Consider the following 18,831-nt stretch of genomic DNA (forward strand, 5'->3'; position numbering starts at 1 on the left):
GCCGAAATGCGCCCCGACCTGTCGGGCAGTCTCGCATGAAAGTGGGCGTTTTGGCAAATGCCGACGTTGCGTGAAAATTGTTGTTGACGAATGACAGAGTCGTCTGGCAACTTTCACATCAAGGGAGAGCACTTGCTTGGGAGGAGCAGATGAGCTTGCCGCTGACGGCGCGCGAGAGCGCGACCGGGGGCTGGAATGCCCTCATCGAAGACGTCACCACCGGCCGCTGGCAGGACCCGGACACCGGGGCTGCGGTCACCGTGCCGTTCCGCTGCATCGAGATCGGCGACGGGTTTGCCGCCGGGGCGCGGGATCTGGTCGAGCGGGTGATGCGGGCCGGGAGCTATGCCGTGGTCTGCGATGCCGACACCGCCGAGGCGATGGGGGCGGAGGTTGCCCGGGCGATGGGGGCGAAGGCACGGCTTGTCGTGCTCGATCACCCGCATGCCGACGAGGCGCAGGTGCGGGCGCTGAGCGATGAGACCCGCGATGTCGAGGCGCTGATCGCCGTCGGCTCGGGCACGATCAACGATCTGTGCAAATACGCGACCTTCCGCGACGGGCGGGCCTACAGCGTCTTCGGCACCGCGCCCTCGATGAACGGATACACCTCGTCGACCGCCTCGATCACCCTCGATTCCGGGCTGAAGACCACGCAGAAGGCCCATGCCGCGCGCGGCGTCTTCATCGACATCGGGGTCTCGGCCGCGGCGCCGCAATACCTGATCGGGGCGGGGCTCGGTGACAGCCTGTGCCGCCCCACCGCGCAGGTCGACTGGTATTTCTCGCATGTGATGCTGGGCACGCGCTATGCCACCGCCCCCTATCTGCTGCAGGAAGAGGACGAGGCGGCGGTTCTGGCGCGCAGTGCGGGGCTCGGTGCGCGCGACCATGACGCCATCGGGTCTCTGCAGCGCCTGCTGACGCTTGGCGGGCTGGGCATCGCGGTGGTGGGGATGAGCCACCCGGGCTCGATGGGCGAGCATCAGATCTCGCACTGGATCGACAGCTTTGCCGGCGCGCGGCATCCGGGCACGGTGCATGGCCAGCAGGTCGGCGTTGCCTCGGTCACCATGGCGCGGTTGCAGGCGCGGATTCTCGCGATGGAGGAGGCGCCGCGGCTGCGGCCCTGGCAGCCCGACGAGGCGGCGATCCGGGCCCGCTATCCGGCCGCCGCGGTCGAGGATTGCCTGACCGCGAGCCGGGCGAAGGCGATGACGGCCGGTCAGGCCGAGGCCTTCAACGTCAAGCTTGCCGCGATCTGGCCCGAGCTGCGTGCGACGCTTGGCGCGATGATGCTGCCGCCGGACGAGATGGCGGCGCATCTGCGCGCGGCCGGCGGCGGTGCGACGCCGGCCGAGATCGGCCTCGATCGCGACCTCTATATCGAGGCGCTGCGCCACTGCCGCGAGATGCGCGACCGCTATTCGCTGCTCGATCTGGCCGAGGACATCGGCATTCTGGACGATTTCATCGAGGAGGAAGTCTGATGCGACCGCTTGCCGAGCTCGACCCGGCCGCGCTGCGCGGTTGCGTCGCGGTGCTGACCGATATCGACGACACGCTGACCACCGACGGGCAGTTGCCCGCCGCCGCCTATGGGGCGCTCGAGCGGCTGGCGCAGGCCGGGCTTGCGGTGGTGCCGATCACCGGCCGCCCGGCGGGCTGGTGCGACATGATCGCCCGGTTCTGGCCGGTCGCCGGGGTGGTGGGCGAGAACGGCGCCTTCTACTTCAGCTATGACCGCACGGCGCGGGTGATGCGGCAGCGCTTCTTTGCCTCCGAGGCCGAGCGTCAGGCGAACCGCGCCCGGCTGAGCGCGCTGCGCGAGCGGATCCTGCGCGAGGTGCCGGGGGCGGGGATCGCCTCGGACCAGCTTTACCGCGAGGCCGATCTCGCCATCGACTTCTGCGAGGACGTGCCGGCATTGCCCGAGGCCGAGGTGCAGCGCATCCTCGACATCTTCGCCGAGGCGGGGGCGGTGGCGAAACTGTCGTCGATCCATGTGAACGGCTGGTTCGGCGATTACGACAAGCTGTCGATGACCCGGATCTTCGCGCGCGACATCCTCGGGCTCGACATCGACGCCGAGCGGGCGCGGGTGATCTTTGCCGGCGACAGCCCGAACGACGGGCCGATGTTCGGCTTCTTCCCGAACAGCTGCGGCGTGGCGAATGTGCGCGACTTCGCACCGGGCAGCTTCACGCCGCCGGCCTTCGTCGCAGGCTCGGAAGGGGGCGCGGGGTTCGTCGAGATCGCCGAGCGGATCCTTGGCGCGCGGGTGCCGGAGGCGGCCGATGCCTGACATGGTCGATCTGTTCATCATCGGCGGCGGCATCAACGGCTGCGGCATCGCGCGCGACGCGGTCGGGCGGGGCTATTCGGTGGTCCTGTGCGAGCAGGGCGATCTCGGTGGGGCGACCTCGTCCTCCTCGACCAAGCTGCTGCACGGCGGGCTGCGCTATCTCGAGCATCACGAGTTCCGGCTGGTGCGCGAGGCGCTGATCGAACGCGAGGTGCTGTGGAACATCGCGCCGCATATCGTGCGCCCGCTGCGCTTCGTGCTGCCGCACAGCAAGGGGATGCGGCCGGCCTGGCTGCTGCGGCTTGGCCTGTTCATCTATGACCACCTCGGCGGGCGCAAGCTGCTGCCCGGCACCGCGCGCGTCGACCTGAAGTCGGGGCCGATCGGGCAGGGGCTGCGCGACGGGCTGACGCTTGGCTTCGAATATTCGGATTGCTGGGTCGAGGACAACCGGCTGGTGATCCTGAACGCCATCGACGCGGTCGAGCGCGGTGCGACGGTGCGGGTGCGCACCCGCTGCACCAAGGCCGAGCCGCGCCCGGGCGGCGGCTGGCGCGTCACCCTGCGCGGCGAGAGCGGTCGCGAGGAGGTGGTCGAGGCGCGGATGCTGATCAACGCCGGCGGTCCCTGGGCGAACGATGTCGCGCGCACCATCGCGCGGCGCCCGCCGAAGGGGCGGGTGCGGCAGGTGCAGGGCTCGCATATCATCGTGCCGAAGCTCTACGACCACGATCGGTGCTTCATCTTCCAGAACGGCGACGGCCGGATCGTCTTCACCATCCCCTACGAGGGGCGCTTCACCCTGATCGGCACCACCGACCGCGACTATCCGGGTGACCCGGCCAAGGTCGCGGCCTCGCCCGAGGAAATCGCCTATCTGTGCACGCTGGCGAGCAGCTATTTCAAGCGCCCGGTCACGCCCGCCGATGTGGTCTGGACCTATTCCGGGGTGCGCCCGCTCTATGACGACGGCAGCTCCGAGGCGCAGAAGGCCACCCGCGATTACGTGCTCGAGCTCGACACCCGGGCCGAGGCACCGGTGCTGTCGGTCTTCGGCGGCAAGATCACGACTTATCGCCGACTTGCCGAATCGGCGCTGGAGCGCATTGCTTCGTGCCTCGGAGATCCTGAGGGAGGCCCGCGGCTGCCGGCGGGATGGACCGGGCAGAAGGCGCTGCCGGGCGGGGATTTCGCGCCGCTGGCGTTCGACGCCGAGCGCGACGCGCTACGCGCGGAGTATGGTTTCCTGGCCCAGGCCGAGGCGACCCGGCTGCTGCGCTATTACGGATCGCGGGCGCGACGGGTTCTGGGAGGGGCCCGCAGCCGTGCCGATCTGGGCGAGGCCTTCGGCGGCGGTCTGACCGCGCGCGAGGTCGACTACATGCGCGCGCACGAATGGGTGCGCAGCGCCGAGGACATCCTGTTCCGCCGCTCGAAGCTGGGCCTTGTGCTCAGCCCGGACGAGGTCGCCGCGCTCGAGCGCTACATGGAAGGACAGATGCCGAAACGTCAGAGCGCCTGAGCGCGATCGCGCCGGGAGTGGAGGCCCGGGGCGCTCTGATCCAACCGGCCGCACGGGAGGCGGCCGAGCAACAGGGAGGAGACGCGATGTTTCTGGGGATCGACCTTGGAACGTCGGGGGTGAAGTGCATCCTGATGGATGACGCCCAGAGCGTGATCGGCGAGGCCTCCTCGCGGCCGCTCGAGGTGAACCGGCACCGGCCGGGCTGGTCGGAGCAGGACCCCGAACTGTGGTGGGAGGCGGTGAGCGAGACGCTCGACAGCCTTGCGGCCGAGCATCCGGCGGCGATGGCGGCGGTCGAGGGGATCGGGCTGTCCGGGCAGATGTATGGCGCGACCGTGCTCGATGCACGCGATCAGCCGCTGCGCCCGGCGATCTTGTGGAACGACACCCGCAGCGGCGCCGAATGCGACGAGCTGATGGCGGGGGTGCCCGATCTGGTGGCCCGCGTCGGGCGCCGGCCGACGCCCGGGGTGACGGCCAGCAAGATCCTGTGGCTGCGCCGGCACGAGCCCGAGACCTATCGCCAGATCCGCAAGGTCTTGCTGCCCAAGGACTATGTGCGGCTGCGGCTGTCGGGCGAGAAATCGACCGACCTCGCCGACGCGAGCGGCACGATGTGGGTCGATCTGGCGGCGCGGAACTGGTCGGACCGGATGCTCGAGGCCTCGGGGCTGAACCGCTCGCACATGCCGCAGCTGGTCGAGGGCACCGAGGTCTCGGGCCGGCTGCGGCGCGAGCTCGCCGCCCGCTGGGGCATGCACCGTCGCCCGGTGATCGCCGGCGGCGGCGGCGACAACGCCTGCGGCGCCTGCGGCACCGGAGTGATCGAGGATGGCGACGGCACCGTGTCGCTCGGCACCTCGGGGGTTTTGTTCGTGGCCAACGACAGCCCGCGCCCGGCCGGCGATTTCGCCATCGAGACGCTGTGCCATGCCGTCCCCGGCCGCTGGCACCAGATGTCGGTGCTGCTGTCCGCGACCTCCTGCCTGACCTGGCTCGGCGCGCGGCTCAAGCGCGAGCCCGGCGAGCTGGCCCGGGCGCTTGGCGAGGCGCCGCTGCCGGCGACGGGGCTGATCTTCGTGCCCTTCCTCGACGGCTGCTGGTCGCCGCGCTCGGACGCCTCGGTGCGCGGCGGCTTCTACGGCCTGGCGCATCAGCACGACGATCTGGCGATGGCGCAGGCGGTGATGCAGGGCGTGGCCTTCGCGCTGCGCGAATGCGCCGACGCCTTCCGCTCGGGCGGCTCCGAGCTGCGCCGGCTGCTGGCGATCGGCGGCGGCTCGCGCTCGCGCCCCTGGCTGTCGATGATCTCGACCTCGCTCGGCGTCGAGCTCGACGTGCCGCGCACCGGCGCCCTTGGCGCGGCCTTCGGGGCGGCGCGGCTCGGCATGATCGCGGCGAGCGGGGCGGCGCCCGACACCGTGCTGCGCCGCCCGGCGCTGCGCGAGGCGATCGGCCCCGAGCCCGCCCATGCCGACGGCTACGCACAGGCCTACGACCGCTGGAGGACGGTCGCGGCGCTGTGCTGACGAAGGGCGGGCGCCTTGCGGGGCGCCGGCCGAGGACCCCGCCCGGGAACAGGGCGGTGCAACAGTGGAGGAGAGACGACATGACCGAAGAATTCACCGGCGCGGGCCTTGGCCGCCGTGCCTTCCTGACCGGGGCGGCAACGCTCGCCGCATCGGCCGCGCTCTGGCCGCGCGAGATGCGCGCCGCCGCCGCCGACCGCAAGTTCGCCGCCTCGCTCGGCTGGACGACCTATGACTCGGGCCGCCACCTGCAGGACGGGTTCAACGCCGCGGTGAAGGAGCTGGGCGGTTCCCTGACCACCACCGACGCGGGCTTTGACGCGCGGGTGCAGTCCGACCAGATCGACTCGCTCGTCGCCTCGAAGCCCGAGGCGCTCTTCGTCACCCCGGCCGATGCGGTGGCGATCGCCCCGGCGGTGCAGCGCGCGATTGCCGCGGGGATCCCGGTGTTCTGTGCCGACAGCTCGGTGCCGGGCGCGATGGTCACCACCACCGCGATGTCCTCGAACTTCGGCATGGGCCAGTATTCCGCCGAGTTCATCTGCAAGGCACTGAACGGCAAGGGCAAGATCGCCCGGGTGATGCTGCCGCAAAACGAAAGCTGGGATCAGCGCACCTACGGCATGGAATGGACGCTGCGCCGCTATCCCGGGATCGAGATCGTCACCGAATGGGCCTTTGCGCTGGCCGGCAACGTCACGCCGCGTCAGGCGGTCGACAACATCCTGACCTCGAACCCCGATGTCGACGCGATCTGGTGCGCCTGGGACGGCGCCTCGGTCGAGGGCACGCTCGCCGCCCGTGCCGCAGGGCGGGCCGATCTGATCCTGACCGGCATCGACGGCGGCTCGCAGGCCTTCAACTACATTGCCGCCGACACGCCGCTGAAGCTGTCGATGGCGCAGAGCTTCTACGAGATGGCCTATGCCAGCGTCTTCTATGCGCATGAGGTGCTGGCCGGGCGCAAGGCGCCGCGGCTGATCATCACCCCGACCTATGCGGTGACCAAGGACATGCTGAAGGACGGCATTCCCGACGATTACGACGTGCCGGGGCGCGCCGGAGAGCTGGGCTGGACCCGCGCGCTCTGACCCGGGTCGGGCCGCGGGTGACCCCCGCCCGCGGCCCGCAAACGCAACATGAGGAACTGAAGCCATGGCAACGCCCGTTCTGACGGCGTCCGATGTGTCGAAGCGGTTCGGCCCGGTGCAGGCCCTGCGCGGCGTGGACTTCCACGTCGGGCCGGGCGAGGTGCACGCCCTGCTCGGCATCAACGGCGCGGGAAAATCCACCTTCATCAAGATCCTCTCGGGGATCATCCAGAAAGACGGCGGCACCCTGACCGTCGCCGGCCGCGAGGTGCATTTCCGCACCCCCGAGGACGCGATCCGCGCCGGCATCGCCACGGTGCAGCAGCACCCCGAGCTCGTGGCCGACATGAGCGGGCTCGACAACATCTTCCTCGGCCGCGAGACCGCCGGGCGCGGGCTGTTCGCCCGCATCGACCGCGCCGCGCTCGAGGCCCGGGCCGAGGCGCTGCTGGCGCGCTTTGCCGTGCCGCTCGACCTGCGGCAGGAAGTCGGGCAGATGTCCGCGGTCGAGCGCGAGGCGGTGGCGATCCTGCAGGCGCTTGCCGTCGACGGCATCCGCGTGCTGATCCTCGACGAGCCGACCTCGACGCTCACCGAGGTCGAGCGCGAGGACCTCTTCGCGCTGATGAACCAGCTCAAGACTCGCGGCATCTCGATCATCTACATCACCCACCAGCTGGAAGAGGTCTTTGCCATCGCCGACAGCTTCTCGGTGTTCCGTGCCGGCACCTGCGTGGCGCGGATGAGCGTCGCCGACGCGCGCGAAAGCCGGGTGTCTCTGGCCGAGCTGATGCTGGGCGAGGCGGTGGGGGACGTGTTCCCGCCGAAGGCCGGGGCGCCCGCGGGCGAGGCGCTGCTTGAGCTCGAGGGGCTCGGCCGGCCGCATGAATTCACCGACATCAGCCTTCAGGCCCGGCGCGGCGAGATCCTCGGCATCTTCGGGCTGGTGGGGTCGGGCTGCGACGAGCTGTCGAAGACGATCTTCGGCGCGCTGCCGGCCGCGCGCGGCACGATCCGCGTGCATGGCCGCGAGGTGGCGCTGCACTCGCCGCGCGCGGCGCTCGATGCCGGGATCTTCCTCGTGCCGGGCGACCGGCGCAGCGAGGGGCTGGCGCTGAGCCGGCCGGCGCTGTTCAACGTGCCGCTCGCCAACCTGCGCCGCGCCTCGGGCGGGTTCTGGGCGCTGCGCCGCGGAAGGCTGCGCCGCGACGCGCAGGAGCTGACACGCCAGGTGGCGCTGCATCCGCCAAGCCTGACCACGCCGGCGAGCGGCTTCTCCGGCGGCAACCAGCAGAAGATCGTGCTGGCGAAGGGGCTCTACAGCGAGGCCGACATCTACATCTTCGTCGAGCCCACGGTCGGCGTCGACATCGGTGCGCGGGCGAAGATCTATGCGCAGATGCGTGCGCTCGCCCGGACCGCCGCGGTGGTGGTGATCTCGAGCGACTGCGACGAGGTGCACGGCGTCGCCGACCGCACCGTGGCGCTGCACAAGGGGCGTCTGGTGGCGCCGGGGGCACGCGGCTTCAGCCGCGACGACCTGCTGATGGCGGGGATCATGGGGGAGGTTGCGGCATGAGCCGGCTGAACGATCATTTCCGCGGCGCGGCCCGGGTTCTGGGCTTTGTCGCGCTGGTGCTGGGGGTGGGCGCGGTCTTCGCGCTGATCGAGCCGCGCTTTCTGAGCCACGCCAGCCTGAGCGGCATCGCCCGGCACATGGCGGCGAACGGGCTTGCCGCGCTTGGCCTCACCTTCGTGGTGATCGTGCGCAAGTTCGACCTGTCGATCGCCGGCATCGCGGCCTTTGCGGCGATGTCGATGGGGGCGCTGATCGCCGCCGGGCTGCCGCTTTGGGCGGCGATCATGGGCGGGCTGGCGCTCGGTGCGGTGCTGGGCGCCATCTCGGGCATCGCGATCAGCTATTTCGAGCTGCCCGACATCGTCACCACCATCGCCGTCGGCTCGATCTGCGGCGGGCTGGCGTTCCTCTACACGGGCGGGCGCTCGATCTTCCAGAACTTCTTCCAGAGCGGCATCACCGACCTCAACGATGCCCGGCTGCTGGGGCTTGGCGTGTCGCTGTGGATCCTGCTCGCGGTCTATGCCGCGGCCTGGTTCGTGATGAGCCGCACCCGCACCGGCATGGCCTTCTATGCCACCGGCGAGAACCCGGTCGCGGCGCATTTCTCGGGCATCGCGACGCGGCGCTTCGTGGCGCTCGCCTATGTGCTGTGCGCGCTGTGCACGGTTCTGGCGGTGCTGCTGATCCTCGCGGAATCGGGCAATGCCGAGACCAACAAGGGCGCGAACCTGATGATGCCGGCCTATGCCGGGGTGTTCCTCGGTGCTGCGGTGATGGGCGGAACCTCGGTCGTCGCCACCTTCGGGGGGATCTTGCTCATCACCATGCTGCTCGACGGCTTCGCGCTGATGGGGGTGCCCTACTACTACAGCGACGGGGTCGTCAGCCTGATCCTGCTGGGCGGTGTGATCGCCTTTTCGGACAGCCTGCGTGAGTGGATCACCGGGCTTGGCCTGCTGCGCCCGCGCGCGGCGCGGAAATCGGAGAACAGGGCATGACCATGACCTATATCGACAAGACGACCCGCCCGGGCGGCACCCTGCGCCGGCGCATGGCGCGGCTGACGACCGATCTGTGGCTGCCGGCGGCGGTGGTGGTGCTGACCCTCGCGGTGGCGAGCGTCCGGCCGCAGATCCTCGACGCCGGCAATATCGCGGCCATGCTGAAATCCTTCTCGGTGATGGCGGTGATGGTGCTCGGCCTGACCTGGGTGATCGCCGCGGGCAAGATCGACGTCAGCTTCATGCAGGTCGCGGCGCTCGCCAACATGATCTGCGCCTGGAGCCTGGCGCAGGGCTGGGGCTGGGGCGCGGCGATCGGCGCGGCGCTGGCGGCGGGGCTGGTCGTCGGCGTGGTGAACGGGCTGCTCGTCTCGGCGATGCGGCTGCCCGCGCTGATCGTCACGATCTCGACCGCGGGGATCTGCGCCTCGATCGCGGCGGCGCTCGGCAAGGGCACGGTGATCCGGATCGAGGCGCCGGGGCCGCTCGCACCGCTGCTCGACCCGGTGCTCGGGGGCGCGGTGCCGCCGGTGGTGGTGCCGGTCCTGCTGATCGCGGCGCTGGCCTGGGTCGTGCAGGAGCGGCTGGCGATGGGGCGCTATATCTATGCCATGGCGCAGAACGAGGCCGCGGTGCGCAGCGTCGGCGTGCCGGTGGTGGGGCTTGGCGTGCTGCTTTTCGCCCTCTCGGGGGTGAGTGCGGCCGCCGCGGGTGTGCTGCTCGCCGAGCATCTCGCCTCGGGGCAGCCGATGATCGGCGGGCCCTACCTGATCAACGGGCTCACCGTGGTGCTGCTCGGCGGCATGATGGTGCGGGTGGGCAAGCCGAACATCCTTGGCACGCTGACCGCGACGCTCTTCATCGGGGTGCTGTTCAGCGGCACGGCGCTGCTCGGCCTGCCGGACTACCAGCGCCAGATCATCCAGGGGGCGCTGCTGCTGATCGGGCTTGCGGTTGCCACGCTGGCCGCTCGCCACCACGGCGCGGGAGGGCATGCCGATGGCGCGTGACATCACCATCGGGCTTGATTGCGGCACGGGCGGCGCACGGGCGCTGGTGTGCGATGCGGCGGGGCAGGTGCTTGCCATGGCAACGCGCGACTACCCCACCCACTACCCGCGCCCGGGCTGGGCGACGCAGGCGCCGGCCGACTGGTGGCGCGCGGCCTGCGGCGCGATCCGCGAAGCGGTCGAACGCGCCCGGATCGACCCCGCCCGCATCGCCGCGATCTGCGCCGACGGCACCTCGAGCACGCTGGTCGCGCTTGATGCCGATCTCGAGCCGGTGGCCGAGGCGATCCTGTGGATGGACAACCGCGCTTCGCCGCAGGCGCGCCGGATCGAGGCGACGGGCCATGCCGCGCTGCGCCGCTCGCGCGCCGGGGTCAGCGCCGAGACCGCGCTGCCGAAGATCCTGTGGCAGCGCGAAGAGGCGCCCGAGCGGTTTGCCCGCACCCGCTGGTTCGTCGAGATGGCCGATTATCTGGCGCTGAAACTGTCGGGCCGGCTGACGCTCGGGCAGAACCTGACGATCAACCGCTGGTTCTATGACCCGCGCGCCGGCGGCTGGCCCGAGGATTTCCTGAATGCGATCGGGCTTCAGGGCATCACCGCGCGGTTCCCGTCCGAGATGCCCGCGCTTGGCGATCCGATCGGGCCGCTTTGCGCTGCGGCCGCGGCCGAGACCGGGCTGCCCGCGGATGTGCTGGTGGTGGCGGGCGGCACCGACGCCTATGTCGCGATGGTCGGGCTCAACACCCTGCGCCCGGGCGAGACCGCCCTCATCACCGGCACCTCGCATCTGGTGCTGCCGGTGGTGGCCGAGGATGTCGAGATCGAGGGCCTCTTCGGCCCGCATCCCGATTGCGTCACCCGCGGGCGTTTCGTGATGGAGGGCGGGCAGGTCTCGTCGGGGGCGATCCTGCGCTGGTGGCATGACCTTCTGCACGAGGCGGGCGACGGCTATGGGCCGTTGCTGGCCGAGGCCGAGGCGGCGCCGGCCGGGGCGAACGGGCTCGTCGTGCTCGACTTCTGGCAGGGCAATCGCAACCCCTTCACCGATTACGACCTGCAGGGCGCGATCTGGGGGCTGACGCTCAAGCATTCGCGCGCCGATGTGACGCGGGCGCTGATGGAGGCGGTGGCGCTTGGCACCGCGAACATCCTCGGCCGGCTGAGCGCGAAGGGACTTGCCGTCGACAGCATGACGCTCGCGGGCGGGGCGCTGCGCTCGCCCTTCTGGGTGCAGATGCACGCCGATGCCACCGGCACGCCGCTGCGCATCCCCGAGGTGGGCGACGCCACCGCCTTCGGCGCCGCGATCGCGGCGGCGGTGGGGGCGGGGCTGCATCCCTCGCTCGAGGCGGCGGCGGACCGGATGGTGCGGATCCGCGACGAGGTGCATCCCGACCCCGGGCGCACCGCGCAGTTCCGCGCGCAGCTTGACCTTTACCTTGAAACCCATGCCGCGCTGCGGCCGCTAATGCACCGGATGGCGGCGCGCAGCCGGGCGAGCCCCGCGCCGGTGGCGGCGCCGCCGGCCGCCGTGCCCGCCTGATCCCGGGCCGACCACACACCATTCACGACCTTGCCTCCTGCCGGCTGCGGCGCGCCCTGCGTCGCGGCACGGCCCAACGATGCCTGACGAAAGGAAAGATCATGGCTCATATCGGTGACCTCATTGCGGAAATGCTGGCGCAATACGGGGTCGAGTATGTCTACGGCATGCCCGGCGGGCAGACCACGGCGCTGCATGACGGGATCTCGCGCCGCACCGACCGCATCCGCCACATCCTGATGCGCGACGAACGCAACGCCGCCTATGCCGCCGACGCCTATGCGCGGCTGACCGGCAAGCCCGGGATCTGCGACGTCACGGTGGGCCCCGGCGCCAACCTCTTGCCCGCGGGCTTCCTCGAGGCGCTGAACGCCTCGATCCCGATGATCGGCATCATCGGCGAGCTGCCGCTCGACTGGCTGCCGCTGAAGGAGAAGGGCATCGCGAGCCAGGGCTTCGACCAGCTCTCCTTCTTCAAGACCTGCACCAAGGAGGCGTTCCTCGTGCCCTCGGTCACCGCGCTGCCCGAGCTGATCCGCACCGCCTTCCGCATCGCCACCGCGCCGCGGCCGGGGCCGGTCGCGCTGATCATCCCGCATGACATCTTCGATGCCGAGTGGGACGAGGAGGTGCTGAAGATCCGCATCGACGACCGCGCCCGGCAGATCCCCTATCTGCGCAGCTGCGCCCCGCATGGCGAGATCGCCCGCGCCGCGGCGCTGATCCGGCGCGCGAAGCGGCCGGCGCTCGTGTGCGGCGGTGGCGTGCACGGATCGGAGGCCACGGCCGAGGTGACGGCCTTCGCCGACCGGCTCGACGGGCTGGTCGTCACCTCGCTCTCGGGCAAGGGCTCGGTCCCCGAGACCCGCGACTATGCGGCGGGGGTGCTGAACCCGCTCGGCTCGAAGGCGGCGATCGATCTCGTCCGCGAGGCCGATCTGGTGATCTGGTGCGGCTCCAAGGTCAGCCAGAACACCGGCATGAACTGGTCGCTGCCGCTGCCCGAGCAGGCGACGATCACCATCGACGCCGACCCGCTCGAACATGGCCGCACCTTCCGCCCGACGGTGGCGCTGCTCGGTGATGTGCGCGAGACGGTGGCGGCGATCGACGCGGCGCTGGCCGAGATCCCGGCCCATCCCGAATGGCGCGCCCGCATCGCCGAGGTGAAGGCCGCCTGCGACGCCGACAAGCGCGCCGAGATCGAGAGCGACCGGATGCCGATCCAGCCGCCGCGGGTGATGGACGAGATCGCGCGCCGGCTCGGCGCCGAGGATATCGTGGTCTCGGACGCCTCGTTCTCGGCGGGCTGGATCTCGGGCTACATCCCGGCGAAGCGGGCGGGGCGGCAGTTCCTGTTCGCGCGCGGGCAGGGCGGGCTTGGCTATTCGGTGCCCGCGGCGATCGGCGCGGCGGCGGTGCGGCCCGATGCGCGCATCGTCACCGTCGCGGGCGACGGCGCCTTTTCCTACACCGTGGGCGAGCTTGCGACGCAGGCGCAATATGGCCAGCGGATCGTCAACGTGGTCATCAACAACGGCAAGCTCGGCTGGATCCAGCTGTGGCAGGAGCTCTACTTCAACAACGTGCAATCGGCGGTGCTGGAAACGCAAAGCGTGAAGCCGGGCTATGCCGGGGCGGCGGCGGCGCTTGGTCTTCTCGGGATCTATGTCGAGACCCCCGACGAGATCGGCCCGGCGCTCGACCGTGCCTTCGCCCATGACGGACCCTCGGTGGTCGAGATCCGCATCGACGACCGCGCGACGCCGATCCACTCGTTCAAGCGGCGCCTGCGCGAGAAGTCGGACACGCCCTTCCCGCGGCCGGGCACCGTCTACAAGCTGCGCGACTGGAAGGTCTCGCCCGACCTTGCCGAGTGACGCGAGGATATTCGCCGCCCCCGGAGCGATCCGGGGGCGGTTGCCATTGCCGCGCCGGGCAGGGCTGCTAGATCGGGGGGACGACCTGTTTTCCGAGGACCGAGAATGAAACTCTACTACAAGCCCGGCGCCTGTTCGCTCGCCTCCCATATCGTGCTGTGCGAGATGGGCGTGCCCTTCGAGACCGAGGCGGTCGATCTGCAGGGCAAGGTGACCGCCGGCGGGCGCAACTATTTCGAGATCAACCCGCGCGGCGCGGTGCCGGCGCTCGAGCTCGATGACGGCACGGTGCTGACCCAGAACGCGGCGATCCTGCCCTTCCTCGGCGATCTGTCGCAGATTGCCGCGCTGAAACCCGCCTGCGGCACGATCGCGCGGGCGCGGCTGCACGAGGCGCTCGGCTTCTGCTCGGACCTGCACGCGGCCTTCAGTGGTCTCTTCGCCCCGAACATGTCCGAGGAGACGCGGGCGATGGTGATGGCGCGGGTGAGCCGCCGTCTGGGCGAGCTCGAGGCGATGATGCCGGCGGGCGAGGGCTATTGGCTCGGCCCCGATTTCACCCAGGCAGACGCCTATGTCGCCACCATCCTCGGCTGGGGGCTGGCGCTGAAACTTGACCTGTCGGCCTGCCCGAAGGCGCTGGCACTGCGCGCGCGGGTGATGGCGCGGCCGGCCGCACAGGCGGCGCTGCGGGCCGAAGGGCTGATCTGAGAACGGGCCTGTCCGGGTCTTCCGGGCGGGCTTTCCCGTGCTTTGGCTGACGCGGCGGCACCGACGTTGCGTCCGTCACTTGATCGTCGCACTTGCACGGGGCGCGTTTCCGCATATCCTGCGGGGGACCGGGGGATTGCTGCAATGCAGAAACATGCTGACTTCGCTGAATTCGTCACGCTGACGCCCTCGGCGCAGATCAGCATCGCGCGCCATGGCTGGCGGGCGAAGTGCCTGCAACGGCTGATCCGGCTTGATCTGCCGGTGCCGCAGACCGTGGCGCTGCCCTCCGAGACGGTGCGCGCGATCGTCGCCGGGCAATTGCCCGACACCGAGAAACTGGCGGCAGTCTTCGGCCCGGACTTCCTTGTCTCGGTGCGCTCGAGCCCGGAAAACCCCGAATGGGGCGGGCCGGGCACGGTGCTGAACGTCGGCATGAACGACGCGATGCACGCGCGGCTGACCGACAGCCACGGGCGCGAGGCGGCCGACGCGCTCTATCTGCGCTTCGTGCAGAATTACGCGACCCATGTCGCGCGGCTCGATCCCGACATGTTCCATGACGAGCCGGGGCCGGGGGCGCTCGCCTCGGCGCTCGCCACCTATCGCGCCGAGACCGACGAGGACTTCCCGCAATCGCCGGCGCGGCAGCTGGGCGAGGTGCTGCGCTCGATGGCGCGGGCCTGGGAGGGGACGACGGCGCGGCTTCTGCGTCAGGCGAAGGGCGCGCCGCTCGAGGCGGTGCTGGGCCTTCTGGTGCAGCGCATGGCGCTTGGCATCGGGCCGGGGCTGTCGGGCTCGGGCACGATGCAATTCGCCGATGGCGTCACCGGCGCGCGCCGCATCACCGGCCGCTTCCGCGGCCAGAGCCAGGGCCGCAAGGCCTCGGTCGAGACGCTTTACCTCACCCGCGACCCGCGCGGCGCCTCGCTCGAGGAGGCCTCGCCCGAGGTCTTCGCCGAGCTTCAGGGCTATGGCCTCGCCTGCCGCGCGAAGCTGCGCGAGGAAATGCAGATCGAATTCGCGGTCGAGGGCGGCCGGGTCTCGGTGATCGATGCGGTGCGGGTGGTGCGCTCGGCCAGGGCGGCGGTGAAGATCGCCGTGGCGCTGGCAAAGGACGGCATCATCAGCCGCGAGGAGGCGCTCTTGCGGGTCGAGCCGCGGGCCCTGTCGGAGCTTCTGCACTATCAGGTCGACCCGCGCGGCGCGCGCGACCGCTTTGCCCGCGGCATCGCGGCCAGCCCCGGCGCCGCCACCGGCCGCATCGTCTTCACCGCCGCCGCCGCCCAGGCCTCGGCCGCGCGGGACGAACCCTGCATCCTGGTGCGGCGCGAGACCGTGCCCGAGGACATCCGCGGCATGCACGCCGCCGTCGCCGTGCTGACAGAGCGTGGCGGCATGACCAGCCACGCCGCGGTGATCGCGCGCGGGCTTGGCCTGCCCTGCATCGCGGGCTGTGCCGACATCTCGATCAACCCGCGCGAGAAGGTGATGCTGGCGCCCGGCGGGCGGATCTTCCGCGAGGGCGACGTGATCACCCTCGACGGCACCAATGGCGAGGTGCTGGCGGGTGCGGCCGAGATGCTGGAGCCGGCGCTCGACGACGGGTTCCGCACCTTGCTGCACTGGGCCGACAATGTGCGCGACATCGGGGTGCGGGCGAATGCCGACACCCCCGAGGACGCCCGCACCGCGCGGATGTTCGAGGCCGAGGGCATCGGCCTTGCCCGCACCGAGCACATGTTCTTCGACGAGGATCGCCTGACGCTGATGCGCGAGATGATCTTTGCCGACACGCCGAACGACCGGCGCATCGCGCTGGAACGGCTGCTGCCGATGCAGCGCGCCGACTTCATCACGCTCTTCGACATCATGGCGGGCCAGCCGGTCTGCATCCGGCTCTTCGACCCGCCGTTGCACGAGTTCCTGCCGCATGACCGCGAGGGGATGCGCGAGCTGGCCGAGGCGCTCGACCGTCCGCTGAGCGAGGTCACACGGCGTTGCGAGGCGCTGTCCGAATTCAACCCGATGCTGGGCATGCGCGGCGTGCGCCTTGGCGTGACCGTGCCCGAGATCTACGACATGCAGGCCCGCGCGATCTTCGAGGCCGCGGTCGAGGCCAGCCGGCGCGGCGCCAAGGTGGTGCCCGAGGTGATGATCCCGCTGGTCTCGGCCGCGCGCGAGGTCGAGATCGTCAAGACCCGGATCGACGCGGTGGCGGCCGCGGTGCGCACCGAGATGAAGGCCGAGTTCACCTATCGCCTCGGCGTGATGGTGGAAACGCCGCGCGCCGCGCTGCGCGCGGGCGAGATCGCCGAACACGCGCATTTCCTCTCCTTCGGCACCAACGACCTGACGCAGATGACCTATGGCCTGTCGCGCGACGACGCCGGGCGCTTCATGTCGACCTATGTCAACCAGGGCGTCTATGCCGAGGACCCGTTCCACATCCTCGACGTCGAGGGGGTGGGGGAACTGCTGCTGATCGGCGCCGGGCGGGGCAAGGGCGCGCGGCCCGACGTGACGATCTCGGTCTGTGGCGAGCATGGCGGCAACCCCGAATCGATCGCCTTCTGCCGCGCCGCGGGCTTCGATTATGTGTCCTGTTCCCCCTTCCGGGTGCCGGTTGCCCGCCTTGCCGCCGCGCATTTCGCCCTTCTTGCGCCGAAGCATCGCGCGGGCCCCTGATCTTGCGTTTTTTCGCTGATTCCACTGGCATTTCGCCCGGCGCGGGACTACTCACAGAAACGTGGCTCCGGGGGTGATTCGGGGCGCCAGTCAGCGGAATTCCGCCGTAAAGGCGGAAGGAAGTCCTTGTTTTCAAATCGGTAGGTAGACGCGGTGCAGCCATCTGGGCTATGAGCGCCGGGTCCCGGCATTTGTCGGGGCGACGTCCTTATCGGAAGATACACATGTCAGTGCTGAAAAGCTGGACGGGTGGAGCGGTGCTCCTCCTTGCCCTTGCCGGAGGCTTGCGTGCCGAAGTTACGGTAAGCCAGTCAAACGACCCCATCGGGATTGCGCAGCCCGGCTTCGCTCAGTCGAGCCTTGTCGCGCTGCTGTCCCAGGAACGCAGCGGGTTCGATTCGGTTCCAGCGAGCCGGATTTCCGCAATCACCACCGCGCCCCGCCCGAAAGCCGGGGAGGCGCCCGATGTCCTCACCGAGGACTGGCTCGCTGCCCAGCCGGTTCCCGCCGGCGGTGACCAGCAGTTCCAGTGCCTCGCCAGCGCCCTCTATCACGAGGCCCGCGGCGAAAGTGTCGAAGGCCAGCAGGCCGTGGCCGAGGTCATCCTCAACCGTGTCGACGACGGCCGGTTCCCCCACACCATCTGCGGTGTCGTGCATCAGCGTGCCGGTGGCAGCTGCCAGTTCAGCTGGGCCTGTGACGGCCGTTCGGATGCCGTGCGCCGCGATGCAACCTACGAGCAGGTCGCCAAGGTCGCGCGGGCGATGCTGGACGGGATGCCGCGCAGTCTGACCGACGGCGCGACCTTCTTCCACGCCCGCAGCGTCCGCCCGAGCTGGTCGAACCGCTTCGTCAACACCGCGTCGATCGGCGCGCATCTGTTCTATCGCCGACCGATCCAGACTGCCTCGAACTGAGGTGGGGTCGTTTCAGGCCTGAAGAATGACGTTTCGGGGTGGGCCTTTGCCCGCCCCGTTTCTATAACGGCGGGGCGTGACTGCACAGGACGCCGATGACACCCGATCCCATCTCCGACACCTCGCTGGCCTTCGCCCATCCCGAAGAGCGGGCGATCGCCTCCGCCTCGGCCGATCCGCGCGACCGGATCTCGCTGCGCGACCATGTGGTCACCGCCGATATCGGTGCCTTCCAGCAGGAGCGTGGCCACGGCCAGCGGCTGCGCTTCAACGTGGTGGTCGAGGTGCGCCCGGCGCCGGCGCCGCTCGATGACGACGTCGACCGCATCCTCAGCTATGACCGGATCACCGAGGCGATCGCGGCCGAGCTGGCGGCCGAGCGGCTGAACCTGCTCGAGACGCTGGCCGAGCGCGTGGCCGAACGGATCCTGGCCGAACCGCAAGCGATGCGCGTCTTCGTCCGGATCGAGAAGCTCGACCGCGGCCCGGGGGCGCTTGGCGTCGAGATCGTGCGCTCGCGCGCCTCGGTGCCGGTGGCGGCGCACGAGGGGCAGGGGGCCGAGGCGCTGCACCCGGTGGTGGCCTATCTGACGAATGCCGCGATCGCGGCACCCGACCTTGGCGCACGGCTTGACCGGCTGGCGGCCTCGGGCGCGCCGGTGATCCTGACCGTGGGTCTGCCCGACACCCCCGTGCCCGAAACCGGGCAGCGCCCGACGCAGCGGCGCATCGACCTTCTGGCGATCGAGCAGAACGCCTGGCGGCTCGCCGCGCGCGACCGCCGCTGCATGGTCGTCGCGACCCGCACCGAGATCGACTGGGCGATGCGCAACGGCGAGATGGTGGTCTGGGCGCCCTCGAAGATCGTGCTCGACGCGGTCGACGGCCCGAAGGGGCCGGCGCGCGACGCGGTGGCGCTGGCGCTGTGGCTGGCCGAGCAGAGCGCGGCGCTGCGGCTGGAACTTCACGGCGATGTTTCAGCCCCGGCAGGAAGCCGCGTGCCGGTCGTCTCGGTGCCGGTCTGACGCTTGCCAAGCCGGGCTGCG

At 70.4% G+C, this 18,831-nt stretch carries 14 protein-coding genes; all 14 read left to right on the forward strand.

Features of this window, described 5'->3' with window-relative positions; translation table 11 throughout:
• Positions 1–149 precede the first annotated feature (149 nt).
• The 14 genes from AC0QTQ_RS05540 (at position 150) to AC0QTQ_RS05605 (ending at position 18,810) form a co-directional block, all read left to right on the forward strand.
• Positions 150–1,490, forward strand: coding sequence for a sn-glycerol-1-phosphate dehydrogenase (locus AC0QTQ_RS05540; protein WP_480258637.1), 1,341 nt, complete (start codon positions 150–152; stop codon positions 1,488–1,490).
• On the forward strand, positions 1,490–2,305 hold the full coding sequence (locus tag AC0QTQ_RS05545) for an HAD-IIB family hydrolase (RefSeq protein ID WP_113900935.1): 816 nt from the start codon (positions 1,490–1,492) through the stop codon (positions 2,303–2,305). Before AC0QTQ_RS05540 ends, AC0QTQ_RS05545 begins: the two co-directional genes overlap by 1 nt.
• Positions 2,298–3,827, forward strand: a complete 1,530-nt coding sequence (glpD, locus tag AC0QTQ_RS05550) for a glycerol-3-phosphate dehydrogenase (protein WP_480258638.1) — start codon at positions 2,298–2,300, stop codon at positions 3,825–3,827. Before AC0QTQ_RS05545 ends, glpD begins: the two co-directional genes overlap by 8 nt.
• An 86-nt stretch (positions 3,828–3,913) precedes the next feature.
• Positions 3,914–5,359, forward strand: a complete 1,446-nt coding sequence (gene xylB, locus AC0QTQ_RS05555) for a xylulokinase (protein WP_480258639.1) — start codon at positions 3,914–3,916, stop codon at positions 5,357–5,359.
• A gap of 80 nt (positions 5,360–5,439) precedes the next feature.
• Positions 5,440–6,450: a sugar ABC transporter substrate-binding protein gene (locus AC0QTQ_RS05560; protein WP_121530351.1), complete on the forward strand. Its 1,011-nt coding sequence runs from the start codon at positions 5,440–5,442 to the stop codon at positions 6,448–6,450.
• Positions 6,451–6,514: 64 nt separating this feature from the next.
• Positions 6,515–8,029 (forward strand): sugar ABC transporter ATP-binding protein, encoded by a 1,515-nt coding sequence (locus tag AC0QTQ_RS05565; RefSeq protein ID WP_480258640.1) that lies wholly within the window; start codon positions 6,515–6,517, stop codon positions 8,027–8,029.
• Positions 8,026–9,030, forward strand: a complete 1,005-nt coding sequence (locus AC0QTQ_RS05570) for an ABC transporter permease (RefSeq protein ID WP_121530353.1) — start codon at positions 8,026–8,028, stop codon at positions 9,028–9,030. The genes AC0QTQ_RS05565 and AC0QTQ_RS05570 overlap by 4 nt, the downstream gene beginning before the upstream one ends.
• Positions 9,027–10,043 carry an ABC transporter permease gene (locus tag AC0QTQ_RS05575; RefSeq protein WP_480258641.1) on the forward strand — a complete coding sequence of 339 codons (1,017 nt, stop codon included), beginning with the start codon at positions 9,027–9,029 and terminating at the stop codon, positions 10,041–10,043. Before AC0QTQ_RS05570 ends, AC0QTQ_RS05575 begins: the two co-directional genes overlap by 4 nt.
• Positions 10,033–11,589 (forward strand): FGGY-family carbohydrate kinase, encoded by a 1,557-nt coding sequence (locus AC0QTQ_RS05580; RefSeq protein ID WP_480258642.1) that lies wholly within the window; start codon positions 10,033–10,035, stop codon positions 11,587–11,589. Before AC0QTQ_RS05575 ends, AC0QTQ_RS05580 begins: the two co-directional genes overlap by 11 nt.
• Before the next feature lie 101 nt (positions 11,590–11,690).
• Positions 11,691–13,469 (forward strand): thiamine pyrophosphate-binding protein, encoded by a 1,779-nt coding sequence (locus AC0QTQ_RS05585; protein ID WP_480258643.1) that lies wholly within the window; start codon positions 11,691–11,693, stop codon positions 13,467–13,469.
• Positions 13,470–13,574: 105 nt separating this feature from the next.
• Positions 13,575–14,180 carry a glutathione binding-like protein gene (locus tag AC0QTQ_RS05590; protein WP_121530357.1) on the forward strand — a complete coding sequence of 202 codons (606 nt, stop codon included), beginning with the start codon at positions 13,575–13,577 and terminating at the stop codon, positions 14,178–14,180.
• 144 nt (positions 14,181–14,324) lie between these two features.
• Positions 14,325–16,868, forward strand: a complete 2,544-nt coding sequence (locus AC0QTQ_RS05595; RefSeq protein ID WP_480258644.1) for a putative PEP-binding protein — start codon at positions 14,325–14,327, stop codon at positions 16,866–16,868.
• A 224-nt stretch (positions 16,869–17,092) separates the two neighbouring features.
• On the forward strand, positions 17,093–17,785 hold the full coding sequence (locus AC0QTQ_RS05600; protein WP_480258645.1) for a cell wall hydrolase: 693 nt from the start codon (positions 17,093–17,095) through the stop codon (positions 17,783–17,785).
• A 95-nt stretch (positions 17,786–17,880) separates the two neighbouring features.
• On the forward strand, positions 17,881–18,810 hold the full coding sequence (locus AC0QTQ_RS05605) for a dihydroneopterin aldolase (protein WP_480258646.1): 930 nt from the start codon (positions 17,881–17,883) through the stop codon (positions 18,808–18,810).
• The last annotated feature ends 21 nt before the right edge of the window (positions 18,811–18,831 follow it).

Source organism: Paenirhodobacter sp. YD-8 (assembly GCF_056590935.1).